The organism is Candidatus Lokiarchaeota archaeon (assembly GCA_014730275.1).
Classification (GTDB): domain Archaea; phylum Asgardarchaeota; class Thorarchaeia; order Thorarchaeales; family Thorarchaeaceae; genus WJIL01.
Genome location: WJIL01000014.1, coordinates 58,794 through 84,782, shown reverse-complemented (window position 1 = coordinate 84,782; position 25,989 = coordinate 58,794). Strand labels below are relative to the sequence as shown.

General features: G+C 44.8%; 24 protein-coding genes. 10 read left to right on the top strand and 14 right to left on the bottom strand.

What is annotated here, in order from left to right; all coding sequences use genetic code 11:
* Positions 1–55: 55 nt before the first annotated feature.
* Positions 56–331, top strand: coding sequence for a hypothetical protein (locus GF309_02170; protein ID MBD3157571.1), 276 nt, complete (start codon positions 56–58; stop codon positions 329–331).
* Between the two features lie 70 nt (positions 332–401).
* On the opposite strand, the gene GF309_02165 is transcribed toward GF309_02170, so the two are convergent.
* From GF309_02165 to GF309_02150, 4 genes are read right to left on the bottom strand one after another with little or no spacing between them, the layout of a single operon-like run.
* The gene (locus GF309_02165) at positions 402–1,220 is read right to left on the bottom strand and encodes a VWA domain-containing protein (GenBank protein MBD3157570.1); all 819 of its coding nucleotides are present in this window, start codon (positions 1,218–1,220) and stop codon (positions 402–404) included.
* Complete coding sequence (locus GF309_02160; GenBank protein MBD3157569.1) at positions 1,201–3,174, bottom strand: hypothetical protein; 1,974 nt, start codon at positions 3,172–3,174, stop codon at positions 1,201–1,203. The genes GF309_02165 and GF309_02160 overlap by 20 nt, the downstream gene beginning before the upstream one ends.
* A gap of 42 nt (positions 3,175–3,216) precedes the next feature.
* Positions 3,217–4,164 (bottom strand): hypothetical protein, encoded by a 948-nt coding sequence (locus tag GF309_02155; protein MBD3157568.1) that lies wholly within the window; start codon positions 4,162–4,164, stop codon positions 3,217–3,219.
* A 26-nt stretch (positions 4,165–4,190) separates the two neighbouring features.
* On the bottom strand, positions 4,191–4,928 hold the full coding sequence (locus GF309_02150; protein MBD3157567.1) for a VWA domain-containing protein: 738 nt from the start codon (positions 4,926–4,928) through the stop codon (positions 4,191–4,193).
* A gap of 121 nt (positions 4,929–5,049) precedes the next feature.
* Between GF309_02150 and GF309_02145 the strand changes: the two genes are divergently transcribed.
* The gene (locus tag GF309_02145) at positions 5,050–5,631 is read left to right on the top strand and encodes a hypothetical protein (protein MBD3157566.1); all 582 of its coding nucleotides are present in this window, start codon (positions 5,050–5,052) and stop codon (positions 5,629–5,631) included.
* 7 nt (positions 5,632–5,638) lie between these two features.
* On the opposite strand, the gene GF309_02140 is transcribed toward GF309_02145, so the two are convergent.
* From GF309_02140 to GF309_02120, 5 genes are all read right to left on the bottom strand, one after another.
* Positions 5,639–8,266, bottom strand: coding sequence for a hypothetical protein (locus GF309_02140; GenBank protein MBD3157565.1), 2,628 nt, complete (start codon positions 8,264–8,266; stop codon positions 5,639–5,641).
* A 110-nt stretch (positions 8,267–8,376) separates the two neighbouring features.
* Positions 8,377–9,135 carry a hypothetical protein gene (locus GF309_02135; protein ID MBD3157564.1) on the bottom strand — a complete coding sequence of 253 codons (759 nt, stop codon included), beginning with the start codon at positions 9,133–9,135 and terminating at the stop codon, positions 8,377–8,379.
* Positions 9,136–9,247: 112 nt separating this feature from the next.
* Complete coding sequence (locus GF309_02130; GenBank protein ID MBD3157563.1) at positions 9,248–10,009, bottom strand: hypothetical protein; 762 nt, start codon at positions 10,007–10,009, stop codon at positions 9,248–9,250.
* A 190-nt stretch (positions 10,010–10,199) separates the two neighbouring features.
* Positions 10,200–11,372: a CBS domain-containing protein gene (locus GF309_02125; protein MBD3157562.1), complete on the bottom strand. Its 1,173-nt coding sequence runs from the start codon at positions 11,370–11,372 to the stop codon at positions 10,200–10,202.
* Positions 11,373–11,461: 89 nt separating this feature from the next.
* A complete protein-coding gene (locus GF309_02120; protein ID MBD3157561.1) occupies positions 11,462–11,944 on the bottom strand; it encodes an acyl-CoA thioesterase in 483 nt (160 codons plus the stop codon).
* A 111-nt stretch (positions 11,945–12,055) separates the two neighbouring features.
* On the opposite strand from GF309_02120, the gene GF309_02115 reads away from it, so the two are divergent.
* Entirely contained in the window at positions 12,056–12,631 is a 576-nt protein-coding gene (locus tag GF309_02115) for a hypothetical protein (protein MBD3157560.1), read from the top strand.
* A gap of 318 nt (positions 12,632–12,949) precedes the next feature.
* Here GF309_02115 and GF309_02110 read toward each other — a convergent pair whose 3' ends face one another.
* A complete protein-coding gene (locus GF309_02110) occupies positions 12,950–14,047 on the bottom strand; it encodes a gfo/Idh/MocA family oxidoreductase (GenBank protein ID MBD3157559.1) in 1,098 nt (365 codons plus the stop codon).
* A gap of 57 nt (positions 14,048–14,104) precedes the next feature.
* On the opposite strand from GF309_02110, the gene ilvD reads away from it, so the two are divergent.
* Entirely contained in the window at positions 14,105–15,781 is a 1,677-nt protein-coding gene (gene ilvD / locus GF309_02105) for a dihydroxy-acid dehydratase (GenBank protein ID MBD3157558.1), read from the top strand.
* A 5-nt stretch (positions 15,782–15,786) separates the two neighbouring features.
* Positions 15,787–17,550: a thiamine pyrophosphate-binding protein gene (locus GF309_02100; GenBank protein ID MBD3157557.1), complete on the top strand. Its 1,764-nt coding sequence runs from the start codon at positions 15,787–15,789 to the stop codon at positions 17,548–17,550.
* A gap of 610 nt (positions 17,551–18,160) precedes the next feature.
* On the opposite strand, the gene GF309_02095 is transcribed toward GF309_02100, so the two are convergent.
* A complete protein-coding gene (locus GF309_02095) occupies positions 18,161–18,673 on the bottom strand; it encodes a hypothetical protein (GenBank protein MBD3157556.1) in 513 nt (170 codons plus the stop codon).
* A gap of 129 nt (positions 18,674–18,802) precedes the next feature.
* Here GF309_02095 and GF309_02090 point away from each other — a divergent pair, with 129 nt between their 5' ends.
* Positions 18,803–19,486 (top strand): hypothetical protein, encoded by a 684-nt coding sequence (locus tag GF309_02090; GenBank protein ID MBD3157555.1) that lies wholly within the window; start codon positions 18,803–18,805, stop codon positions 19,484–19,486.
* A 179-nt stretch (positions 19,487–19,665) separates the two neighbouring features.
* Here the strand turns inward: GF309_02090 and GF309_02085 are convergent, their stop codons facing one another.
* Together GF309_02085 and GF309_02080 are read right to left on the bottom strand one after the other, a co-directional pair.
* Complete coding sequence (locus GF309_02085) at positions 19,666–20,280, bottom strand: hypothetical protein (protein MBD3157554.1); 615 nt, start codon at positions 20,278–20,280, stop codon at positions 19,666–19,668.
* A 106-nt stretch (positions 20,281–20,386) separates the two neighbouring features.
* On the bottom strand, positions 20,387–21,847 hold the full coding sequence (locus GF309_02080) for an MFS transporter (protein ID MBD3157553.1): 1,461 nt from the start codon (positions 21,845–21,847) through the stop codon (positions 20,387–20,389).
* 139 nt (positions 21,848–21,986) lie between these two features.
* On the opposite strand from GF309_02080, the gene GF309_02075 reads away from it, so the two are divergent.
* The 4 genes from GF309_02075 (at position 21,987) to GF309_02060 (ending at position 25,016) form a co-directional block, all read left to right on the top strand.
* Complete coding sequence (locus tag GF309_02075; protein MBD3157552.1) at positions 21,987–22,235, top strand: hypothetical protein; 249 nt, start codon at positions 21,987–21,989, stop codon at positions 22,233–22,235.
* A gap of 186 nt (positions 22,236–22,421) precedes the next feature.
* Positions 22,422–22,811: a hypothetical protein gene (locus tag GF309_02070; protein ID MBD3157551.1), complete on the top strand. Its 390-nt coding sequence runs from the start codon at positions 22,422–22,424 to the stop codon at positions 22,809–22,811.
* 187 nt (positions 22,812–22,998) lie between these two features.
* A complete protein-coding gene (locus tag GF309_02065; GenBank protein MBD3157550.1) occupies positions 22,999–24,429 on the top strand; it encodes a PAS domain S-box protein in 1,431 nt (476 codons plus the stop codon).
* Between the two features lie 65 nt (positions 24,430–24,494).
* Complete coding sequence (locus GF309_02060; protein ID MBD3157549.1) at positions 24,495–25,016, top strand: GTP-binding protein; 522 nt, start codon at positions 24,495–24,497, stop codon at positions 25,014–25,016.
* Positions 25,017–25,042: 26 nt separating this feature from the next.
* On the opposite strand, the gene GF309_02055 is transcribed toward GF309_02060, so the two are convergent.
* A complete protein-coding gene (locus tag GF309_02055; protein ID MBD3157548.1) occupies positions 25,043–25,726 on the bottom strand; it encodes a response regulator in 684 nt (227 codons plus the stop codon).
* Positions 25,727–25,989: the final 263 nt, after the last annotated feature.

Below are 25,989 nucleotides of genomic sequence, written 5' to 3'. Positions count from 1 at the left end.
GATATGTGCCATCATTGCAAGAGAATCGCCTTTCTTCTTTCTTAGAGATTCTACTGTGGAGAGTCTGCAGGAAATGCAATATCTCGCTGCAGAGGGATTTCATAAGAGCTCAGAGCTCAGGTGGCCTCCCTACGGAATCAAAAATCACTCCAAGCTACATCCTGAATATCGCAAAGAGGGATATCTGGAGTACTATCGAGGTTATTGGGATTCAATTGACCCAGGTGGTCGTTTGATAGGAATAATGTTCAATACTTACATACGCGGTCTTGAGAGGCGACAGCTTAGGGCCAGTTTCAGCAGAATAAGAACAATGCTCGGTTTGCTTTAGTCTCATAGTTCACGCAAGAACAGGGTTGATTACCTTTCGTGCAACCTGTGGAACCAGCTTTTTTGCCCCTCTACTGTTTTGCAGTCTGTGACAAGACCCAAACAAACTGCTTTAGTGCTTCAGCTGTTTCTTCAGTAATCATCCCCTCTGAATGCCCTTCTATGAACATTTTATCTTTGTTTGGTAAGTACTTCAGAACACGCTTGTTACTGAGGTGTCTTTTCTGTCGTTTCGATAATCGCGATGATATCTCCTCAAGCAACTTCCTATCTGCCTTGTCTCCAAAAGCAATAGTTGCCAAATTGGGTTGTTGTGCTCTATCTGCTAAGAATCTCTTGAGGTTGTTTGCCTCTTCTCGGACTGCCGATTTCCCATCGACATGATCTTTCCCATCTGTGAACAGATATACTGTGCAGTATTTGATATTTGGTAGAGTTTCATCATTGAGAAAGTCTTCGTATATTTCTTGGCATTTGTTGAGTGCCTTTGCAATGGCAGTCTTGCCATAATTCGCCACTTTCACCGGATTCTCTATCTCCGTATTTCTTGGATTGCTATATACTGGGTCTGACGGAACCACATCAGTCGCGAAATAGACTGGTGCCACTCGGTATCTATCACATTGGGAGCTTTCCTTTAGACGAATAATGAGGTCTTCTGCAATATCCATAAGATGCTCCACCTTCGATTTCTCATCTACAGTCGTCTTTTTCCAAGACATGCTCCTTGACCCATCGAAAACAAGTATCAGTAATTCAGCCTCCTCAATTGGAAGCGATACTTCTACCGGTTCGATTTCCAGTTCCATGCATTTGCACTCCATTTCGCTTTGGGATAGCAATCTATTGCAGACCAATCCGATAGTGGTCTCATTCCTGTAATGCGTCACTTGTTTCTTTGAGCTTCTCAGCTATGATTTTTGATGTAGTCTTTTCAACATCTAACAGGATATCTTCTTTGACTTGGCCACCGGCCTCACGTAGTTGCTTCTTTGCAGTTTCTCTTATTTCATCCTGCAGTGGTTCTATCAAGTCTTTGAAGAACTCTGTTGCTTCCTGTTCTATTCCTGTTCGTATACTCACTACCTCTTGTGAAATACGTGTCTTCTGTTTGTCATATGCCTCACTAATGGCCTGTTCTGCTTGTTTCTCAAGATTTTCCGTAACTGACTCGGTATATTCCTTCAAATTTGCCTTATTCTTGTTGAAGATTTCTGTAATTGATTTCTCAGATTTTTCTGCAAAATCATCGAACGCCAACTTGGCTTGTTTCTTCATGTCTCGGCGTAATCTCTGCACTTGGTTATCGAGTTTCGTCTTGTTCTGATCGCTGGCTTTCTCAATAGCGTCTTGAGCTGCTTTTTCCAGATTCGAACGGAAGTCATTTGCCAATGGTTGAAGTTGTTTGTCGAACTGTTTTGATATTTCCTCCTTAGAGAGTTCCTCCTCAAGGATTTTCGGGATTTCCGCCGTGAATTCATCCACTTTAGAATGGATCATTCGAACCATAATATTCTCCACGGGGTCTTTCAGATCTGCACCAATTTTCGGAATTTCTTCCTGGAATGCTTCACGAACACTTTTCCGTGAATGTTCTTCAATTCGTTCAACAAACTCCGTGAGAATTGGATCAATTTCCTTCTCGATTGATTCGAGGAAAGGCTTACTTTCTGTGATTTCCTCTTTGAGAAGACTTCTTGGCAACTGGTACGATAAGACCTTGATTCTCTTTTGAATCTCTTCTGTCATTTGATCGGCAGCTATCTGTGCTGCCTTTTTTGTTTCCCTTTCAATAGATTCCTGAATTCTCCTGGGTAGTTGCGATTCGATTTCCTCTTGTTTTTCATTAAAAGCTGTTTCGGCTTGTTCAGATATTTCCTTGTATACCCGTTCAGCAATCGCCTTGCCCATGTTTCTATATATCGATTCAATTTCCTCAACAGATTTATCAATCACATTTTCCATTTCCAATCCACCTTCACCAATTGAATCACTACTAGGCGGTGTTTCTACTAAGTGCAACGCAATTAACGAAAAATCATCATCAAGTATCTTCACGTTTCGCTTCTTTTCTTGTTTTTTCAACTGTTCGTAATATCTTTCAGCGAAACTATCGAATCCCCCTTCTTCCAATGAACGACGAAAAGTATTCTGGAATAAGGCATATGGTGCACCATGCTCACCACTATACCTGATTTGACATCCGTCTGACCCCAAAACAAAGGTTCCGCCTTTTGGAAGGCGGATGTGTAGTTTCCTAGCCGGGCCTTGATAGCCATCTTTTGAAGAGAGAAACGTGTTAAGGCTGCCTCTGCTTTGTGGATATGGATACATTGTACCATCTCGCATCTCAAGCATGGAACCGTCTCCCACAAGAGCCACATATATCTTTGAACCAACGAAATATGCAATTATGGCCGTAGATTCAAAATCAGGGATATTTCCTTTCTTTCTTTTTTCCTCAACCTTTGGGCGGATCTTCTCGACGAATTTTTCGCGAATTTCTGGGGGATCAATCTCTTTGAGAATATTCCGAATACCGTCAAGACCGGCATCAAATACTCGTTTTCCTACATCGAGTAGCTCAGCACCAGCTTCTTCTAAAGCTGCTTCTATCAGCGCAAAAGGATCAGAGTAAATCACATCATTACGGTTGTTTTGAATGAATTCGGGAATAACTAAACATGCAACTAACGCGGCTATGCGCCCTCCCGCGGAATTACTTACCCCATCTGCGATGACAGCTACACCTGTGCTATGCTCATCATCAAAAAATCTTACTGCTAAGTGGTCGTCATAATGCGCATCACTGTGAAGAGATTTTGAGACATCCCAGTAGGTCATGATTATTCGCCATTCACGTTTCTATTCCACTGTTTAGATTGATTATACAAATCCTAACATAGTTCGCATCTTTCTGAAAGATGCTCTGTTTTCAGGTTCACTAGCACCCCGGACAAACGTATTGAATAGCATAGGTACTAAGCTACCAGTAGCTAGGTCATCCCATTTCTCACGCAATTCCTCAAGAGCTCCTTGTTTCTTAAAGGGGTCATGAAGATGCGTGTGGTTTTCAATGCCTAATGGCGGCCATTTTACTACTTTGCCCTTTTCATAGCCGTCTTCTCCCAATCTTTCCATTTCCTTGAGGCTCTCGTAATCGCATCTACGCAAGAAGAAGAAAGGTGTTATGCCCGTGGCGACTGCTGTTACCAATGCTAGTCCAAACCAACGTTCGGTATAGTCATTCACAATTCTAGGATTCTTTTGTTTCTCTGGGGGCCACGGAAATCCAGGGATTTTTGTGCCTAGAACAGCTGGCTTGTAATCCCATTGTCCAGAGCTACGGCTTGGAATACCTGCCCCCTCTATGTCGATCATATGAGGTATGCCATCTTTGTCCACTAGATAGTTGTCAGGTGTCAAATCTGCATGTACAATCTCTATATCTTCAAGAAAAAGCAATCCTTTTAGGATATAGTCAGCCACTTCGAATCTGCTGCGACTAAGCTTCTTGTAGTTGAGACCAGACCCTTCCAACCACCGGAAGACTAGAACATAGAGATGATTAGCCAACGACAAGCCGAGATCTGAACCCTTGGCATTCCCGGTTCCAATCATGAATGTTCGTTTCTCAAGGCATTTTGGTATGTGTTTCTTGCCCGATATCCTTCTATTGACCTCCCGCATCTTTCGAAGAATTGAGTCATTCTCGTGGAATTTGAGGGTGTAGTTCCTCCACTTGTAGACCGACCCTTGACCTCCAGCGTCAATAAAGTCCAACTCCGAGGGATTAACAGTGTATTTCTTGTCCTTGATGCTAATCTCTATCAATTGCACACACACACTCGGGGAGGAAACTACTCTTCCTTCTTTGCTGTCTTGCTGAGTACGTACACAAATCTCCTGAGAGCTTCAGCAGTCTTCTTCGTAATCTGACCCTCTTCATGAGCTCTAAGGTATAGCTTGTCTTGGTTAGGCATATACTGCAGAAGATGATGTTGATCAAGATGTCTTATCTGACGCGGAGTGGGTTCACTAGCAATTTTCAAGAGAAGATCCTCGTCTGCGTCTTTTCCAACACCTACGGTTGCCAATAAGGGGCCAACCGAATGACCCTTCAGCATAGATGCGGATCCTTCTACATCACCTTGACTTGTTTCTCTGCCATCAGTAATCAAGAACACAGTTGCGTACTTGTCATTCGGAAGTGTGTCATCCCCGTTAAACTCATCAATCAAATCCCGTGATTTGAGTAACGTATCTGCAATTGCAGTTCTTCCGCCACCAGCTTTCTCCACAGGATTATCGATTTCGAAATCTCCGATGGTTTGGTATTGGGCTTGAGGATAAGGCTTGTCAGAGAAGTACACATTTTGCACTCTGAATCGAGGTGCAGCGCTACTGCTCTTTATTCTTGGAATGAAATCAGTCATAACATCCATCAGATGTTCTACTTTCTTCCTCTTGTCATGAGTATTAGTTTGAGTCATGCTTCCCGATCCATCAAGTAGAAAGAGCAGGAGTTCTACCTCTTCAATTGCTTCTTGATATTCGATATCTTCCATAACATCTTCCATTGGTTCTTCTTCCGACAATTCAGTACCTCCTCCCTTCAGATAAGGGCATCAATAGTATTTCCTGTTCATATAATAAGTACCTTTTCCGTGTAAATGCATATCATACAGAGTCGCGAGAGAATCCGCAGGATTTGAGAGAATGGCTAATGAAAACAAAACCGCACTATCACTGGCTGCTCTACTTCTGATAATCCTTGCTTTCTGGTATGGTAGGAACCACGTACTTCATGTGATTGAAATTTCCGCGATTGTTTTCTCCTGCATATACTCTTTTTTCGGAGGAAAGGGTATAGTAAAACTCCTTTCCGGGCTCAAACTCGACAAATTCACCCTCTTGTTCGTGGCACTGTCAAGTTGGCTTCTAATTTTTCTAGCCCCAATCCTATTCTCTGCACTAGGGCCGCCTTCAGATGACGGATATACAACTAACCTTCTGTTTGTGGCAGTGAAAGCAGTATTGTTCTTTCTTGGATTTGGTCAGCTCATGCTCGATGCTGTTCGCCGTTCAGCAAGAAGATATTCGAACACCAGTGGATTGATAGATTTCCGTGTGTTCAAGGGTCTTGCTGTTACTATCGGGGCGATAATGATTCTATTGACATTTCTCCTCGTTTCTCGCCTCTGGCATCCTCTTTGGGTGAATCTAACTACTCTGAATGTCTTTTGGGAAATCAGTACAATTCTTGGAATGGTGTACGGTTCACGAATTCCTCATAATTGAGCTTTCATTAGGTTTGGGGGTGGAATATGATCCTCCTCTCTATCAAGGTGCCCTCGGTATTGGCCGCTTCGAAGGAGGTCACATTGGAGTAGTAGTAGATGTCCTGATACCGGTAGTGACCAGATTCTTCATCAAATTCATACCACAGTTGGAACAAATCGTCGAAGTGGTTACTGAACGGATTGCCGCTTTGACCGCCGGGAATCACATTTCGTGAATTACCCGGGTTTTCGAGATCTATGACATGGCGAAGAACGGGGCCTGAACTCATCTCCCAGCCGTATGCAGGGAATACAGTATGCTGACCTCGAATAGGGCCGCCTTCAATCCTCGTCAACCCTGCAAGATGCTCAACGTTAACTGTATGATGAATTCCATAGGTCCAATTCGAAGTATCTAATCCGTAGAGCAAATGCATCTCATCTACTGCTAGCTCCAATGCTCTGACAAGAATGTGGTTTCTTGTTTCCTTGAGATCAACTGTTCTTGAATCATCGAAGTAAGCTGAATTGTTCTCAAGGATGAGCTGTTCCAAAATCGGAGCCCTTGGATATACCTTGGAGGGTAGTGACACGGATTTTCGATTCGAACTGTCTAGCTGATCTTCTAGGTGTTGAAGTTCCTCGAATGTCTCAGTCCTGATGACATCATAGAGATGCATCCAGATTGTAGGGGCTTTGAGGTCGGTATCCATCTCATAATCCCAGTCTCTGAGCCAATCTACGACCATCTCCACCGTTGTGTTTTGAGTTCCGAGATTCTCCCATGCTGATAGAACTTCAGGCACTATCCTTCGGGCGCGAATCTCGATTACATCAGCCTGAAGCCGCATAAGGTCTTCCATGGTGATTTCATCATCTAGCTCCAAAAATTCGTTTATTCGTCTACCTCGATAGCCATCAACATATGGCCCTACCAATGGATATCCGTACTGATTAGGATCTATCGAGCGCTGGTTCGCTGATGATACGTAACCTCTAGATGGATTGACTTCTCTTGGGAGAAATGCATAAGGAACATTGCTCACCATTCCCACAGAATCATTGAGGGCAGTCACTGGATACATTCCATTGTATCCGTTACGTATTGGAATCCTGCCACATACTGTCATGGCGATGTTCCCTAGTTCATCTGCGTATGCGAAGTTGAAAACGGGATTATCCCACCAGTAGATGCTATCATAGTAGTCATTGATGTTCTGAGCTTTGTTCAGTTTTGTTGCTGCAATAATCAGGTGACTGACACTATTGCCCGTCCAATTCATTGCTAGACACATAGGACTACTAGGTTCCTCGCTGATGATGCTATCAATGAGAGGTCCGTGAACGGATTTTTTCACCTCAAAATGGATTTCAGTTCCTCCGTTGGTTCGAATGGTCTCATCGATGATCTCGAAGGGACGGTACTCTCCATTGTAGAAGTACTCGCTGGAGTTATCAGGATTTACTTGTTCCACGAATATATCTAGTACATCCAATCCTCCATTTGTGAATCCCCATGCGATGTGGTCATTGAAGCCGGCCTCCACAGACGGCATTCCGGGTAAGGTAACGCCCATCACGTTCATGACTCCAGGAACCGACAGGTGTGCTTCATATACAAGGTTCGGTGCGACAATAGGCATGTGGGCATCATTACAGAGCATCGGACTGCCCGTTACCGTCCTGCTTCCAGAAACCGCCCAATTGTTGGATCCGAATGTCTTCTTGAGTCCCAATGGATCTACAACAGGAAGGAGTTGTTCGAGCAGGTTCTCGAGTTTCTTTTTCTCGACATTTGCTATGTTCTCAGAAACCGATTGAGGACTAAGAGAAAGGTTTACAGGATAGCCTCCTGGAGCGTCGGGATAATCTGATAGGCTGAGATTGGTCTGCTCCTTGACTATGTAGCTCTGGTATGGCATAACATCTGGATAGAGTTGTTGAAGCATTGTTTCGTTGTCGATATTCTCCTTAAGCCAAAGGCGCTCCAAGTCATCAAAGTCACCTGTTAACGACCACGTAATGAATGACGCGCCAAGGAACATATCGAGCTTGCTCCAAGGTTCTGGGTTGATACCCAAAAGGTGGAGCTCCACGGGCCTAGTCTCGCTTGTTATGGATTTCATAAACGCGTTTATTCCCTCAACCTGTGCATCCATGACCCGTAGAGCGTAATCAACATCAGGATCCGTATCGGCGTTAGCAAGAAACCAGTCTAGTGTCCTTTGGGCAGTACGCTCAAGGCCTATGGTTCGGTAGATTTTGTCAGAATTACTACCAGCTGGCCCGACAAACTCGCTTAGTCTTCCTGCAGCCAGATGCTTTTGCATGACCATCTGGAAGAGTCTGTCCTTTGCGTGCATATATCCAAGCGCGAAATATGCGTCTTCGCTGGATTGCGCATAGATGTGAGGCACGCCATAATGATCAATAAGAACTGTAATCTCTTCTCTGGGTCCTTCTAGTCTGATTGTTTCTACAGGGGCTTCATTCAATCCACGTCCAACATCAAATATGCCTCCGACAGGTTGCAGGATTCCAAGACCTCCTGCAAGTGGCCCAATTGGCATTATCAATAGAACAATCATAGTTACTGGCCCAATTAGTGAGAGGGCCAGATTCATTCCTTTCTTCCTCCTCATGGCTGAAACCATCCTAGACTAATTATATCCGAGATGCAGCATCCCACTTAAGCATTGAGAGGAAGAATCTCTAGTGTTTGCTTTTTTGAATACGTGTCAAATTCCATTAAGACTAGACTGCATTACTTCTTTCGGCTTGCTTTCAGATATTCTTCATAGGTATCATCAAGGTCTTTCTCTTTCTCTGGCTTTGGTGACGCCTCTGGTTTTCTGATGGACCCAAGATCAATTGCATACCCTCCCAGGAGAAACACGCCACCACCGAGAACAACTAAGAATAACTGTGTGCTCCACTTGAATCGTTCTTCAAGATGGTCTGGAGTTAATGCCTGGGATATCTCGAAGACAAGCGGATCTGTCCCTGTTGGAACTCCATCTCGATAATGTGTTTCCGTTATGTTGACAGTGTATGTGCCGCTTGGAACCTGTAGTCTTGAAATTCGGGACATACTACCCATATACACATCAGTATAATTGACTAAGACTTCCTGAAGAATTACTTCTCCACTCTCATTGTAGAACAAGATTTCTACCAAATCGGTTTCATTCATCTGAAGCAAACCCATTGCCTTAACACTGACGCTGTTGGTGTAACCCGGCCCTGAATAGACTGTGAATTGATATGATTGGTCAATCGCGTCTTGAGTCTGCACTGCGTTTGGACCATGATAGTGTGAAATTGGAAGAACGCCTGAGGCGAGCACCCCACCCCACACCACAAAGTAGCCTATTGCTGCAACGAACAATGGCTTCCTTCTTGTAAGTTGAACGCTTGGAACTGATTCTTTCTTTCTTCCGATATACGATAGGGCTATGATAACCGCGCACACAATGGCCGCTGCACTCATACCCATTAAGAAACTAGTACTTGATGCTCCCATTGAATCCTGACCTCATGAATTAGAACAATTATTCCTATTAGCCGTTGTATTCACAAAAATGAAGAAAAACCTTTCCCCCAAATCTCAGTTATTGATATATCCCTTACCCAAACTAGTCTTCTTTCTGCTCCTCGTATGATCGATACTCTTCATAGGTTCGATCATATCTTTCTCGTTTTCCTTCCTTCAATTCTGGTTTCTGAAGAGAGAAGTCGTTAACGTAGGCATATAGCAGATAGCCTATACCAACAGCAACGGCTACTAGCAATTCAACATTCCAAGCCAGTAACTCATTCATATGCCCAGCGGCCAGTCTTTGTGACGTCTCGTATGTAAGCATAGCTGTCGTTCCCGGCGTTGGAATTCCATTCTGGTAGAACATCGCTGTGACACTGACTTCATAGGTGCCTGATGGAACTTCAAAGCTGAAGACCTCATCCATGCTTCCCCACATCACATCTGAGGAACTAATCACTATCTCTTCGTGTGCAGCTTGCCCGCTTTGATTTGAAAATACGATTTCCAATGTTACCGAGTCATCGCTATTCAGTTGCCCCATCGCAGAAAGGACAACCTCATTCACGTAAGCCGGGGGTGGATAGACTGCAAACTGATACGTATCTTCTGTCTCAAGGCCGAACCTATGATTGTTGGATCCATGGTATTGTGCAATCGGCAACACTCCCGAAGCGACAACTACGATCCATACCAATGCGTAGGTAAAGGCACCCGTTAGAATTGGCCTTCTCTGTATGAAGCTGTTGTTTCGAAATGGCCCCTCTTCTCTCGTGCTGTATGCGAAGAAAACGACAATAGCGGATAACACACCTGCCGTAATCATCCCTATCAGGAAACTCGTGACTGCTGCTACCATTATCCCCTACTCCCTATATGGATAACATTTCTTGATACTAAGATTCTCAGATATGAAGAAAAAAGTTCTGTTTTGATTTCTATATAGTCGCAAGGATTGTCCCAAAACTACTTCTTATTGGTCGAAGAGAGTGAGAGAAGACTTTCATAAAATAAAAAAGAAAGGAGGCGACTCTAGGTCAGCAACTACCCTAGAGCTCGCTTTCGAGATACTCCTCTATCTGCCTTCTACTGTGTTCTTCACTGAGCTCAGTCTCTTTGCTTTGGATGATTTGCCTTTCAAGCCTAGTTAAAGCCAGCCTGAATGCCTCTTCTGGACTCCATCCTTCAGCTGTTCCATAGTAGGGTCCTCGTGACGTTCTGAATTGAAGCCGACAATGAATAAGCTGATCCCCTTTGGAGACTGCTCCATATTTCTTCATGTAGACAAACAGATTGCCCAAACCCAGAGCTTCTTGGTATCTACGAGCAAATGAATCGAATTCCTTTCTCATGATGGCTTTTTCTTCTTCAGTCATTCGAATGCCTGGTTTGACCGAAAACTGAATCTGCATTGGTGGTCTTTTCTGGCCTGCTTGAGATATCGGTTCGAGGAAGTCCTTCTTGGTCACAATTCCAGTGACTCTTTCATCTTCGATGACCACTAGACTGGAGATATCATGATCTCGCATCTTCTGAGCTGCTTCTTGGAGGGTTTCATCAGGTCTAGCTGCATAGACTGGTGCTGACATGACCGTTCTGATTTCCATGTTGCTAAGCGGCTCTTTGTTTCCTGCTCTGTCTCCTCGAGTCGAGCGATCCTCAGCGTGGTATACAATGTCCATGATATCTTGAATGCTTACTATTCCCTGCAAGTCACCTCTCTCTACAACAGGAGCATGTGAGAATCCTTGCATGCGGAACAGACTGAGGACTTGAGATATTGTCTCTTCAGGAGAAACAGTAAACGGATCTGATGTCATGACGCTTTGCACCTCCTTTTCTCCCCATTCGCTTCCTGCAGCAGCGTCAATTACGTCTTCATAGGAAATCACGCCAACGAGCTTCTCTCCTGCGTAAACTGGAAGCTGGAGCACCTGATTCTCAAGCATCAGTCTTGCAGTTTCACTGACAGAGTCATGAATCCGCAAGTATGGAGCCGGCTGCTTAAGCTTCTTGATTTTGGTTGATGTTGGATCTAGCTTCGATCTTCTAATTCTTCTTCTGGTCAACACACCGCTTATCTCACCGTCATCATTCTCTACAATCACGACTGGAGGTTCACTGTTTTCGAGAATTGGGAGGGTTTTTGATACTGGTTCGTTTTCGTTAAGTGCCTCAAAACCCTTGGAATACACATCTTTGACCTTCGTATCTTCGACCATCAATCAACCTTCCTACATAACTATAGATAAGTTGAACTTAAGAAAGCTGTCCTATGGGACAATGAAACAATCCATGGAATGCTTCTTATCTACCACATTCCAGGTTCCAAATCCCTTCTACGCAAACGCTCCTCTCGACGCTGTTTGGCGGCGTGATAGCGTTCTTTTTCTTCTTCGGTTCTCAATTCTAGGTCTGGCGCTTCCATAGGATCTCCGTCTTCATTCATGGCAACATATGTGAGAAACGCCCTGCATGTCTTGCTCTTCTTACCTGTGATTGGATTCTCACTCGTTACTCGCACCTCAATTTCCATGGAGCTGCGTCCGACGTAGTTTATCCAACCCTCAAGAATCACTATGTCTCGCTGCTTTATCGGATTGAGGAAACTCAGGGAATCTATGGATGCGGTTACAACCGCACTGCGACTGTGTCTTTTCGCAACAATACCGGCAATGCTATCTATCCAATCAAGCAGGACTCCCCCGTACAGCGTTCCGTTGTTGTTGACATGATTCGGAAAAACAGTCTGTGTCATTACCGTGCGTGATTGTTCTACTGTTTTCTTCGGCAATACCTGCACCAATCTTGTGAAGACGGTTGGTTGCTATAACGATTATGTAGTAGCTAAGGTTTGCTTGGGTCCTCTAAGGGCTTATTAGAGCCGGCAGCCACTGGAGATAGTATGGATGTCTTGAAAGAGATTAAGCACCGATACAGTCCTAATACTATGGCTGAGACCGATATCTCCGAAAATCAACTACATACACTAATCGAAGCGGCAAGGCTAGCACCTTCCTGCTACAACAATCAAGAGTGGCACTATATCTTTGTGCATAGGAGTGACGACACTCGGCCAGACTTGGAGGATGCGCTTAGTCTAGGAAACGGTTGGGCAAAGAAAGCGCCGTATCTGATTGCACTCGGAGCTAACCCCGATGAGGATTGCAAGACAAACGACATCCCATACTATGCGTTTGATGCAGGTCTTAGTGTCATGAGTCTGATTATCCAGGCTGAGCATCAGGGTCTACGAGTTCATGCGATGGCTGGTTATGATGAGAAGAAGGTCAGGCAGAGTCTCGGATTCAAATCGGATCAGCGAATCGTAGTTTTGCTGGCTCTTGGTCACGAAGCAGAAGCCTCCACAATCAAAGAGAAGGTAGTTAGCAAAGGGAAGGAATTCATAACGAAAAGTAGGGAGCGGAAGCCCGCTTCAGAGAATTTCTTTCTTGGAGAATACGGTATGGCTGTATCATAGTCCGATATATCTAACAGGATATTGGTTACTGGTGGACTAGTAGCCCTCTAGTATGCGTTGGCGGTTATGATTCTAGGGTTTGTTTCCGCTTAAGAAGCACCGCTAGAAATCAAATATACCATGTAGAAGACAATTATATCCCTCTGAGGCCCATTTAAGCTCATATACGAAAAACTCGATAGTGACGAGTTTTCTCTTCAAATTGTACTGTTCATCGGCCTCAAGTCGGCTTTTTCGGTTGTCTATATCCGGTTTTCAATCCGCAGTACCAGGCACTGCATTTGTTCTCTATTCTCTACAGACATTCTGAATTTCTTTCTAGCATTCCACGTCCTCGAGATTGATCTCTTTACCCTTTTGGGCTGAGAAATGTGCTGCGTGAGCGAATCTTTGAATGTACATTCCTTCTTCTCCTGTCAAAGACGGAGTCTCGTCTTCAAGGATTGCTTCAACAAACTGATCAACGGCATTATCAAAGCTTCTCTGCCAATCTGCTTCAACATCGGGATAACTATGTAGGTCGCCTTGCACGAATGTCATGATTGCTGGTTCGTCTTTCACTGAATGTGCCGTGCATTGGTTAATCCAGATGTATCCTTTCTCACCAGTTATTTCTACCCGTTCATCAGCAGCATAGTAATCCGAATCAAAGTTCCCCTTTCTGCTGTATGTTACATCCATGGACCCGTAGCATCGCGGCTTCTTGTATTTCCACATGATTGCCGCTGGAGCATCTAAGACAGTAGGGGGTTCTTGCTCATCTTCAAAGACGCCGGTGCAGTCAATCCATGCTTTTACCTTCTCGATTTCACCAAGGAAGTAGTTGGCAATGGAAAACTTGTGATAACCATCATCCCATACCAGCGGACCACCTCCACACCGCTCATCATCAAAGCGCCACTCCCACGCATCTAGAGGAACATTCCAGCCCCCGCTCATGCTTGAACACAGCTTGATGTGAATGAATGAGGGGCGTCCTATAACACCTTCATCAAGAAGCTCTTTTGCTTTCATATAGGGCGGATAGAATTGGAAATTCTCAAAGACTCGTAGCTTGACGCCAGCTTCAGCGCACACATCGATCATATGCTGACATTCTGTTAGATTCAGTGCCATAGGTTTCTGGACTGACACATGCTTACCTGCCTTGGCTGCTTTCTCGGTCATTTTCGCGTGCAGATGATGTGGAAGGAGGAGATCAACCGCGTCAATGCTCTCTTTTTTGAGCATGGCATCTACACTTTGAAACACCATCTTGGCGGGAACACCCCAGTCATGTCCTTTCTCATCTGCCTTATGTTCATCAATGTCGCAAATCGCTGCAAGATTCGCATTTGGATTTTTGAGGTAGGCCTTTGCATGCAAGTCGGATATTCTTCCGCACCCTACAATCGCGAAATTTACTTGATCAGTCATGACTCGTCAAAACAGTCAAATGAGCCACTACCTAAGTTTGTTTTGGCTGTTATCACGATGAGATCCGATGAGATGAAACTTGGAATGCAACGGGCGGCAGCACGTTCACTGTTAAAATCAACAGGATTGAGCCAATCCGATATTGAAAGACCTTGGATTGGGGTTGTCAACTTCTTTACTGAAGTAGTGCCTGGTCATGTTCACCTTCAGTCAATAGCCAGAGCCGCGAAGGAAGGAGTTTTTCTGGGTGGTGGGCAACCTTTCGAATTCAACACAATAGCAGTTTGTGACGGGATAGCTCAAGGTACAGACGGCATGAAGTATTCACTTCCAAGCAGGGACCTAGCTGTAGAGACGATTGAGATCATGGTGCAAGCCCACAAGTTTGATGGCATGGTTCTCATTCCAGCGTGCGATAAAACGGTACCAGCTGCACTCATGGCATGTGCAAGACTAAACATTCCCTCAATCATAGTAACTGGCGGTCCAATGCTTCCGGGAATATATGGTGACCGTGAATTGAGTCTTGTCGAAATGCGGGAATTCATCGGTAAAGCCCATGATGGAAAAATCTCGGAAGAAGAACTCCATCGGATCGAAAGCATAGCCTGTCCTTCTGCTGGTTCTTGCAGTATGATGGCAACCGCCAATACGATGGGTGCCATCACCGAGGCTCTTGGTATGTCAATGCCGGGCTGTGCTACTACTCATGCTGTTGTGGCTGAGAAAAGGCGGATTGCGAGGCGAAGCGGCGAGGTTGTGATGCGGCTTCTGGAAGACGAGATATCTCCTCGTGACATAATGACAGCTCAGTCTCTCCGTAACGCAGTTCGGGTCGATATGGCTCTGGGAGGCAGTCTCAATTCAGTTCTGCATTCGATGGCTATAGCTGAAGAATTAGAGATTGATGAGTTTGATCTTAGGAGCCTGGATGAGGCAGCCAAGGAGACTCCTCAACTCTGCTCTCTCAAACCTGCGGGCGATGATTCCGTGTTGAAGCTTGACCAAGCAGGAGGGATTCCAGCTGTGATGAACAAGCTTGCAAGAGCCAAACTGATTGACACAAATGCAATTACTGTGACAGGAAAAACGGTTGGTGAGAATCTGGAATCATTCCACTATCCGAAAACCGGTGATGAAATCATCCGGTCGTTTGAGAACCCGGTCCGTAAGGAAGGCAGCATAGCTGTATTGTTTGGCAGTCTTGCTCCCAATGGAGCTGTGATAAAACAGGCCGCTTTGCCCAAGGACATGATGGAATACGAAGGACCTGCGCAGGTCTTCGGCTGTCTGGAAGATGCACTGAATTCCCTCTGGGATGGTGAAGTCGAATCAGGTACTATCATGGTGGTGCGATACGAGGGGCCCAAAGGAGGACCCGGCATGAGAGAACAGCACTCGATAGCTTCTTTGATTTCAGGTCTTGAGAAGGAAATTGTTCTCGTTACGGATGGTCGCTTCTCCGGGAGCTCTCGCGGTGCAGCAATTGGACACGTTGCACCAGAGGCGGCTGATGGAGGCCCAATTGGAATTGTGGAAGACGGAGATATGATTTCCTATTCTGTTCCTGAGAGACGCCTGACCCTAGAACTCGATAATGACCAGATTGAAGAACGGTTTGACGAGTTTTCACCGCAACCACAAGAGATTAGGTCAAGAAGGAGCGTGCTTAACAGGTACCGTGAACTAGTATCATCTGCAGATAGAGGAGCTATCTACGGAGGCGAGAGGTGAAGCCAATGGCAAAAGAACGACTAACAGGCGGAGAAATGATCGCTAAGTACATGAAATCACAGGGCACCCCCTTTGCAGTGGGAATCCCTGGACACGGCTGTCTTGGACTCGTAGATGCGTTCTACGAGCATGGAATTGATGTTGTGCAGGTTCGACATGAGCAGAGTGCAGCACATTTGGCCGATGCTTATTTCCGTGTAACAGGGAAGCCAATGGTTGCATTTACGAGCATTGGTCCTGGAGGCTGCAACACAACTATCGGAGTGGCAACAGCCTATGTTGATTCAAGCGCATTGATTGTGATTACAGGCTCAACACATGTCCGCTGGAGAGGCCATGGAGTTCTGCAGGAAATCGAGCGTTCACACTGGAACGACTTCGCGTCCATTCTCGAACCCGTGGTGAAGCAAAGTTACGAGATTTCAAGTCTGGAGCAGATTCCTTGGGTTCTGCATAACGCTTGGAAAGCAGCTACAAGTGGAAGGCCTGGACCGGTTCACATCGACTTGCCCATGGATATGCAATCGGAGAGCATGGAAGTTGAGCTATTTGACGACCCTGTCGCGAAGCGTGGTGATTATCGTCCCTATGCGAATCCTGAGAAAATAGATGAGGCAGTTGATATACTGTTGGCAGCCGAGAATCCTGCAATCCTAGCAGGTGGTGGGGTCCTTCACTCTGGTGCGATAAAGGAGCTCCAGTCTCTTGCTGAGGGAATGGCGATTCCTGTTGTAACCACCATGGCTGGTAAAGGAGCATTCCCTGAGGACCACGATCTATTTGGATACTATCCTGGTACAAAAGGCTCTCCAGTAGGTAATGAGCTGACAAGCAATGCAGATGTTCTCCTAGCACTGGGTTGCAGGTTTGCTGATGAAACGACAAGCAGCTATAAGCCTGGTGTGAGCTTCGAGGGTTCGAAAACAAAATTCATCCAAGTTGATATCGATGCTTATGAAGTCGGAAAAAACTACGAAGTTGCTATCCCCTTGGTCGCAGATGTGAAAGCCGCTCTTTCTCAGATGTTGAACAAATTAGATGAGAAAGGGGCTAGGCATCCCGATTTCAAGACTTCGGATACTGTCCAGGAACTGCGAAAAAAGAAACAGGAATGGTTCACTCAACTGAAGAAACAGCGAGAATACGAACCAATGACCATTTCCCGTTTACTGGCTGAAATCCGAGCTGTTCTTCCACGAGATGCGTATGTCGTCACAAGTGCTGGACATACCCAAGCTGCGCTATTCCAGGAATTCCCGATTTATGAACCCGGAACTCATATCACATCAGGAGGATTCTCCACGATGGGTTTCGGACTTCCAGCAGCGATGGGTGTGAAATTGGCTGAACCTGAAAGAACGGTTGTCGCTGTTGAAGGCGATGGCTCTTTTCTTATGACCTCGCAAGAACTGGCAACAGCAGTCCAGTACAATATCCCGATTCGAGTTGTCTTAGCAGATAATCAGGGTTGGATTAGCATCAGAGATCTTCAGAAGAATGCTTACGGGAAGGAAAGAGGCTACGCAACTGAATTCCTGTCTAAGAAGGATGGAAAACCCACTTCGCCAGATTGGGTGAAAATGGCCGAAGCATATGGATGTTGGGCCAAATTTGCTGATTCTTCAGATGCGGTTGGGAATACCCTCAAGGAGGCTTTGTCCATCGATGGACCTGCACTTGTCGTTACGGAGGTCAATCGCGAACATCCAACGTCAGAATCACCCGTCTATGGTTGGTGGGATGTGCCCAAGCCCACATATCTGGAGTGAACAGAATCTCACATGATTGTAACTAATTCAAGTTACCAAAATATTACACAACCACAAAATTCAGTCCAAGTAATCGCTTATTCAAGAGAAGGGAATCTACAGGCCTAGCGCCAAGCTCGCCTTTGCTGGGACTTGAGTAATCTAGCGAACGATTGTAACCCACGCACTTGAAAGATGTGAGGTGTAATTATCCCATCAAGCAGAGTGGCTTGTTTCCACACAAGAAAGATGAACAAATCTTGGAATTCCGTGGCTGTTAATTACATATGTAATAGACTCTCTTTGGGAAATCGTAAAAGATGAGTTGGTTGATTATGACCATTCGGTGACAAAGACTATGGAAGAGCTCACTATCGTCCGAATGTTCGATTGGACCAACGACAGAGGCAGCCAACCAAGACGGTTGGAGAAATCCTCTTCCGATTAATACGGACACCGTACATGCTGATCCACTGGCTTTCTAATAGCGTGTCAGCAGTGATCCTAGCGGGGAAGAGATAGAACAGCGTGGGTTCATGCAGTTCAAAAATAGAGAAAACACGTTGACTAGCAATAACTAGCAACCTAAGGATTTGTAATCCAATGAATAGGTGTGTTTTTGGTTTCATCTCTATTGGAGCCATTCCGGAACGGTTTCAGGCGGAGGATATTTTTTTACAAGAGCATAACCCAGGAAGAGAGTCAAGGGTATTGGGATGATTGGATATATGTATGGATAACCCGGAGTTACTAGGGCTATGAAGAGGCCCGGAATAGTAAGGAAGATTGGCGGAATGACACCGAGGCCGCCAATTGCAAATGCTTTCTTGGCTGAAGTCTTCCCAGAATATAGTCGATACATGAAATAGGCGAATATCAGCTGGGGGCCTGCAATGGTCGAAAGAAGACCTAGGACGTTTAAGCTGGAATCAATGAAGATGACGCTAAAATAAACATGCCAGGTCCCTGCGCTTTCGTAAATTTTGAATATCCATGTACCCGCCCACATAACAAATGAGGGATTATATCCGAGCTCGATTAGCATCCAGTACGGAAGAATAAGTGCAAAAATCGCCAGTATGATTGCTACACATTTTGGCAACCGATTATCAGTTTCGTCTTCTACCCTCGTTTCAGATTTCATGCTGATACGCCCACAATCAGATATGAGGGATTAGTGGTTCAATATAAATCTCATGTCCATAAAACTTATAAAAAAAACATTATAATAAATGTGCTTTTGTCCTAGTTGGACAAGCAGGGAGTAAGAGAATTGAGACGACGTAAATCAATCATAAGTTTAGCTGTAATCTTAGGTATAGTTTTCCTGATGGTTAGACCAATTTCTGCATCAGAACCACCAGGATTCACAGCTGACCAAGGAACTGTTTATCCAGGTGACTATTATGCTTGGATCAAAAGTAGCTACGACGACGGAATTTGGAGTCATGTTGATGTTAGTGAGTCCTATGGAGAGTTCTTTCTTAAGGGTGAATCGGATTGGTGGGACGGCGACAGCATAGAATACATAGTCATCATAAGAATCAAACCCCAAGATACATCGCTGACACATGTTAAATTGAAAGTCGAGTCTGACTTCTATTATGGCATCAGTGCAGAATTGTGGTGCTCCGCTTCATGGCATCTCGAGTATGTTGTCATGGATATGAGCACTTCCACTCCATACTACATAGGTTGGAGTGCGTATGAAGCACAAGACTCGGTAAGCGGCGGTATCAAGAATAATCAACACTGTTCCACTCCAGACAGCTGGAAAATCCTCTATGATGAAGAGTTCATACATGTGACCCCAGAAGAAATAGATCCCTACGACTGGAACTACGTTGGCGTCAAGATAAAATGTCAATTGTCGGGATACTCAGACTTCTACAGGTATTCTGGGCAAACGGGTAACGCATGGTTCGACCCCGATGCAATACACTTCAGGTTCTACTAGAACCAACGAACAGGGGGATTTTCCCCCTTCTTTTTCTTTTTTGGGAATAAGAAACAAGAAAGGAATGGTCGGGATGTAAGCACCAAGAAATGAGGACGCGAAACCAAGCCCACGTATTTGGACTAACCAAGGGCATCAGGTCACGCCTAAGCCATACTCTGGCTTGTGTTCCTATCTGTTCATCTTCTCCTCTTCCACGCGATATACCGCTTATAGAAAAGGACGAGAAAGCTAATCGCCAACATTGCTGTGAAAAGCCCTGCCACGAACGGATCGGCAAGGTCGGTGCCTATCCAGATACCGTGAATATATGCAAGAACCAAGGCCACATACACGAGCCCATGTACGAATCGCCAGTAGCTAACAATATTCCTTCTTAAGAAAACGGCAATGACAGCGACATAAACCAAAAGAAGGGCGGGACGACCACCGAGTGCTAGAAAGCTCCCCAGTGAAGAGATATCCGGCAAGAATATGCTCACATCCATACTTACGATTGCCAATACGGCTGGATGGATCGTGATTAGGATTAGGCCTATTGCTGCGAATACATGGTGGATTTTCATAAACGGCCGCGAAAAAATCTGGTAGATTTGCCGCGTGAATGCTGAGGTCAAGGTTGCAAGAAACAAAGATACGAATCCGGTAAGCGCAGCAAAGCGAACAATTGATGACGTCCATTTCAGAGATGGGTTGAATATCACCGGCAATGAAACGGCCGCATAAAGCATCAGAAATGAGATAATGATTAAGGGTCTCTGTATCGCCTTGTTGGATTTGGCTGGGACTGTCATTCATTCTCCTCCATTGGTGGTCTGATTAGTATCCTACTAAGAGCTTTGACAGTATTGAGACTTTCGAAAAGGTGGCTATAACCACCGAGAGGAGATACTTCGGCGGTCATTCTGCGCTTTCTAGTTCATCTGGCTCGTCAGGAACTTCGGTGGGTTTGGGTGCCCTTTCTACTGCCCCTGCTTTCTCCTTGTGTAGACCGTCACGCTCCTGTTTCACTCTCTTGAGCCGTTCACCAACCAAGGGATACCGTGAGAATCCGATGATACCAAAGAACAGAGCAATACACGGAAATACTGACATCAGCAGTCTGAGACCGAATAGAACATCAGGAGTAGCTTGATCAGGTGTGAAGACTTTCCAGCCAACACTATTGAACACCATGTTGATGCTCAGGAATACCATGATTACGGAGAATCGCATAATCAAAGCGTTCATTCCAAAAAATGCCCCTTCCCTTCGCACTCCAGTTTTCAGTTCATCCTCATCCACGATATCTGAAATGACCAGGTCTTTGAGATAGAGGCTGCCAGACAATCCAAACCCGTTCAGCACGAAGCAAATGAGTGCTACTATTACGTTCTCTATGAGTATGAATGGAATGAGTGCTGCAATCCAAAGGACCATACTGGCTATCCATGCCTTCCTCAGATCTTCCCAGCGATTAACCACGTACTTCCAAAGGCTGACACAGGCGCCTCCCGATAGGAAAGCTGCAGCGAGGAGAACGCCCAGCAATATAGATTGTCCTGCTCCTATTCCGAGAACGAACTGCCCATATAACGGAACTATTGTTGGTATTAACCCGAAGACATACCAGTTGGCAGTTATTGCTACAAGAAAACATTGGAAGCTCCTGTTGCCCAGCGTGTGCTTGAAAGCGTCGGTTACATTTGGCACGGAAAGGAAATCCTTTGAGAATTCCTCGCGTTCCGAAATCCCCCATTTGACAGTGATGAGGGCTCCAATGAGCACGATAATTGCAATTACCACCCCTGCGAATCGATACTCTGCTAAAACAACATCAACAGCAGTATCTTTTGCGGACAAGTCAGAGATCAACAGAGTCGGAACAATGAACGCGACTATCAGCCCGAAAATATTGAAAATCTGTCTGATGTTATTTGCAGAAGCTCGCTCTTCCTTATTCAGATACATTTCAGGGAATAGAGCTGTAAGGTTAAGGCTATAGACAGTGTAGATTCCATCGAATAGACAAATCGCTATGAGGAAGTAGGTAAAAGACCAGATAACATTGCCAGTAGGAGGCGTCCACATGAAGAACATCAGCAGGCTAAGAGGTATGGCTCCAGCCGCGATGAACGGAACTCTCCGTCCCCATCTTGTATTTGTCCGATCCGATATGAGTCCTGATAGTGGATCATTTATGGCATTCCACACACTCCACAGCACAAATCCAAGCGTAACCAGGTCGATGTCAATCCCGACAACAGCGTAATAGAATGTAAAAACAAGGAACGTAAAGACTTGATATGCGACTATATCCGCAAATGCGCCAAAACCATATGCAACCTTGTTACCTGGTTCATACTCCTCATTCTCAGTCATATGATGTTCTCCTCTGGTATTAGAACTCCTAGAAGCTCAAAGGCCGATAAAACGTCTTTGGTGGTATAATTGGGATTAATACGATTTGATGCTATGTTTATATATTCTCATGAGAAATAGAAAATGAGGGTTTATTGTAATGCCTGAGAAAGTGTACATAACCGGCAAAGTAGAAGGCGTAACAAAGAGTGAACTTAAGGAACTTATTCAACCGGAGTATAAAATGGCGAGCGGCGTCATCAAGAGCATGAAATACTTGGTCCTAGCTGAGGACCCAGGTGAAAAACGAATGGAAAAAGCACGCAAATACGGTATCGATATGATATCTTGGGAAAAGTTTGTAGAGCTTGCAAGTCTCGAAGACAAACTCAATGAAGCCCGTAGCTAGAATCCATGACTTCAATGAAGCATGGCTCTTATGATATTCAATGTTTCGTTTGGATTCCTATTCGCTCAACCAAGAGAAGCTGAAATACTGGCTGGAGATTCGTAGGATTCTTCCTTGAAGAAGGCAGGTCCACCCGAATTATCCTAATATGCTGGGGGGTTATGCAGCTGTTTAAGGTGCTGCCTATTGGATATATTGCATAACATCTTAGGACTACTCGATGAACTCGGCATCAAATACACTTACGATAATGATAGAATACTTACCCGTTGGGAAACAGATAACTTTGATGATCTCAAAGTGAGTATTTTCACTAATCGCGATGAGAGCTGGGTTTACTTCCTAGCACCATTTTCCAATTTCTATGAATTCGCTGTTGAAGACCGAAATGAACTAGCTGTGCAGATGCTCAAGGCGTCTTGGAAGGTTGATGGTGTGCAATTTGTGATTGATGATGACGATGATATCATGGTAATGGCAGAAAGCAACAATCTGAATATGTCTGCACAAGAAGCTGTAACTCTGCTCAGGAATGTAGTGGGTGGTTGCGAGGTTCTGTATGATATTCATCCGTAATACAGAAGAAGGAACCCTGCAAAAAACTGAGTTACCAATGTGAGCTGGATTACGTATATTATATCCATTTTAGCATTGCAACTGAGTAACCTTATTTACCGTTGTTTCCACTTCATTCTTAGCTCGTTCGAACTTTCCTCATAGTGGATTCAATATCGATACTCTTGGCAAGACGGATGTTCCCATAATGGTAGAGCGAACTTATAGAAGCTTATTCAAAAATGTGGAAGAAGCTATCATTCTGGAGAATCAAAACCAAGAGATTATTGATAGCAATCCTGCAGCTGTAGAGATTTTCGGATATTCTCGTGAAGAGCTTCTACAGATGAAAACCACTGAGCTCAAGGCTCTAGAATCTAGACGGGAATCTTCTCAGGAGATATACAACAATCCTTCAACTCAAAGCAATGCGGTCTTTAGAACTCATGCCAAGTCTAGCAGTGGCAGAGTCTTTCCCATCGAAGTTACTCTTGTATCGATAAACCAAAGTGAAGAAGTTTTTTTTCTTTCCATAATCCGAGACCTTTCAAATTTGGAGAGCACCAAGGCTCAAAATGGATGGGATGAAACACAGGTAAAGCAGGCTGCGAAACAAATCAAGTATGAATCTCTTTTCGAAGTATCATTGCAGGGTATTATCTTGATTGAGGGTCCTCCAAATCAGATATCTCTCGTAAATCCTGCAGCTGCAGATATTCTTGGATATGAAGAAGAGGAACTGAAGTCGTTAGCCCCGGAAGAACTGGAATCGAGCATTCACTGGACAGATCGAGATGAGATCTTGAGCCAAATGGGCTCTCTGCTTAGGGGAGAAACAGATTCAGTACGTACTCAAGGACGTTTCATTCGCAAGGATGGCGAGATTGTTTGGCTTGACCTCTCGATGGCCACTCTTGGCAGTTCTGGTTCCCTTTCTATTCTTGCCACATTTCTTGATATTACGGAATGGCGAGAAGCAATGGCCGATATTGTTGCTACGAATCAAGACTTGGATCTCTATGGGTCGCTTCTACGACATGATTTCAGAAATGATCTCTTGGTGATATCTGGCAACACAGAAATCATTGGAATGTTAGCATCTCATAATGAAGAGATTAAGCAGTATGTTGAGGCGAATCTTGCGGGTGTTGACCGTATGCTTCAGTTGCTGGACCTTTTCGGCAGTCCTGAGAAATCCCGTTCAAGGCAAATTGCCCCCATTCTCGAAGACATTTGGTCATATGCTACGCGAACATATGTAGAATTGGAATGCAAATTGCATATTGACCCAGATGTTTTTATGACAACAGTTGTTAGCGGAAGGCTGCTTCCCATGGTATTCAATAATCTGATTCGAAACACTGTGAAGTATGCAGGTCCAAATCCAGAGATGAGAATTGAAGCGAGTCGAACGAATAACCACATCAAAATTCGAGTGGCGGATGATGGTCCCGGTATTCCCCAGGAAATCAAAGAGGAACTTTTCGAACGGGGTACAACGACAGAAGGTACTGGTCTAGGCTTGTATCTCAGCCGTCGGGTGATTGAAGCATACGGGGGAACTATCGAACTCGCAGATCAAAAGAATGAGAACGAGGGTGCCGTATTCGTTATCAAGCTCCGAATCAAGGAAGAATAGAACATGGTGAAACAAGAAATGACGCTATTTCATGATGATAAAAATACCCGCAAGGTGAACAAAGCATGACAGTCTCCTCTTTCAAGGTCTTGCTTGTAGGAGAAGCAAGTGTAGGCAAATCATCTCTTATTCGCAGACTTCTTTTGGATGAATTCGACGAACAGTATCAAGCTACGGTTGGCGTGGATCTCAGCGCAGCAGTTATTGATATTAACGAAGATGAACAAGTTATTCTCACTCTTGTAGATCTTGGGGGCCAAAAGGATTTCACGGACTTGCGAACATATTACTACAAAGATGCTCATTATTCTGTCCTGGTATATGATATAGCAAACCACCAGAGCTATGATTCTCTTCAATCGTGGTATGAAGGTATGCAGATGGCTTTGCAAAGACATGAGCATGATGCGTTACCTGGTATTCTCGTTGGTAACAAAGCGGACTTGGATTCACAAAGAGAGGTGTCTCCTGACAAAGCAAGGGAATATGCCAAATCGCTGGGATGGGATTACATGGAAACAAGTGCCAAGACAGGGAAGAATGTGCAAGACACCTTTACCAGAATCGCGAATGAACTCATTGGTTAGGCGTCCTGATTAGTCTCACGCCTCTATTATCCCATGATTGATTGTACCAGCTGTTTCAAGCGCTCTGCAGTCATGGGCTTTTCTAACCAGCCCGCAAGACCAAAATCATCTGGATCGATTTCCAAATCCTCTCTGAGGTATCCTGTCATCACGACTACTTTCTCATCGGGATTCTTCGACAGGATTTCCTCCGCCAGGTCCATGCCTCCCATCTTTGGCATAACCATGTCGGAAATCACCATTCCAATCCGATTGATGTTTTCGTTATACAACTCAAATGCCTCTTCGCCGTTCTTAGCTTCAAGTGTTGTATATCCCAAATGTTTCAACATTCCTGTAACTACATTAAGCACCATCGGATCATCTTCAGCAACAAGTACAGCCAATCTCTCCTCTTCTGGTGGTTCCTTCTCTCCTAGAGATTCAGCAGCATCAATGTCTTCCTTTTCTCTTGGAGCAGATGGACGTGGTTTGCCAGGAACCCCGAAATCCTGAATCAGTGATGTGGCATTTTGACCTAATCGTCTTATTGCTTTAATTCCAATTTTGGATTTCTCAGGAAGAGCTTCATCTGTTTCCAGCATCTCTGCTAATCCAATAATCCCCTGAAGGAGATTTCTGAATTCATGCAGCACACCTGCGGTGAGTTTGCCCACAACAGCTTCATCCCTATCACGTGGTGTCATCTTTGGCGTCTCTTTGGTCATCATCGGAACCTCAATGGAAGGCCAATAGCCTGACCATAAACAGCCTAGGCGTCCTGTCTGACTATTTCGACCTTCAATTCAAGATTTGTATCGGTGGTACATTTCTTATAGTTATTGTGTCAGTATTGAATGGCTATCATTATGAGCAAATCGTTTAGGCATAACTTGAATTCTGTACTCAAGTGGGCTTTGGGCCTCCTTAATAGCTAAACCGCGTGGGTGTGTACGTTCTTCGAATGTTTTGTTGATACCGAAACTGATGTATT

Bases quoted from the DNA above. Each gene is read 5' to 3' on its own strand.
- GF309_02100 (MBD3157557.1), top strand. From the start codon at position 15,787: ATGGCAAAAGAACGACTAACAGGCGGAGAAATGATCGCTAAGTACATG.
- GF309_02060 (MBD3157549.1), top strand. From the start codon at position 24,495: ATGACAGTCTCCTCTTTCAAGGTCTTGCTTGTAGGAGAAGCAAGTGTA.
- GF309_02140 (MBD3157565.1), bottom strand. From the start codon at position 8,266: ATGGTTTCAGCCATGAGGAGGAAGAAAGGAATGAATCTGGCCCTCTCA.
- GF309_02075 (MBD3157552.1), top strand. From the start codon at position 21,987: ATGCCTGAGAAAGTGTACATAACCGGCAAAGTAGAAGGCGTAACAAAG.
- GF309_02130 (MBD3157563.1), bottom strand. From the start codon at position 10,009: ATGGTAGCAGCAGTCACGAGTTTCCTGATAGGGATGATTACGGCAGGT.
- GF309_02160 (MBD3157569.1), bottom strand. From the start codon at position 3,174: ATGACCTACTGGGATGTCTCAAAATCTCTTCACAGTGATGCGCATTAT.
- GF309_02135 (MBD3157564.1), bottom strand. From the start codon at position 9,135: ATGGGAGCATCAAGTACTAGTTTCTTAATGGGTATGAGTGCAGCGGCC.
- GF309_02080 (MBD3157553.1), bottom strand. From the start codon at position 21,847: ATGACTGAGAATGAGGAGTATGAACCAGGTAACAAGGTTGCATATGGT.
- GF309_02095 (MBD3157556.1), bottom strand. From the start codon at position 18,673: ATGAAATCTGAAACGAGGGTAGAAGACGAAACTGATAATCGGTTGCCA.
- GF309_02125 (MBD3157562.1), bottom strand. From the start codon at position 11,372: ATGGTCGAAGATACGAAGGTCAAAGATGTGTATTCCAAGGGTTTTGAG.
- GF309_02110 (MBD3157559.1), bottom strand. From the start codon at position 14,047: ATGACTGATCAAGTAAATTTCGCGATTGTAGGGTGCGGAAGAATATCC.
- GF309_02145 (MBD3157566.1), top strand. From the start codon at position 5,050: ATGGCTAATGAAAACAAAACCGCACTATCACTGGCTGCTCTACTTCTG.
- GF309_02115 (MBD3157560.1), top strand. From the start codon at position 12,056: ATGGATGTCTTGAAAGAGATTAAGCACCGATACAGTCCTAATACTATG.
- GF309_02085 (MBD3157554.1), bottom strand. From the start codon at position 20,280: ATGACAGTCCCAGCCAAATCCAACAAGGCGATACAGAGACCCTTAATC.
- GF309_02065 (MBD3157550.1), top strand. From the start codon at position 22,999: ATGGTAGAGCGAACTTATAGAAGCTTATTCAAAAATGTGGAAGAAGCT.
- ilvD (MBD3157558.1), top strand. From the start codon at position 14,105: ATGAGATCCGATGAGATGAAACTTGGAATGCAACGGGCGGCAGCACGT.
- GF309_02055 (MBD3157548.1), bottom strand. From the start codon at position 25,726: ATGATGACCAAAGAGACGCCAAAGATGACACCACGTGATAGGGATGAA.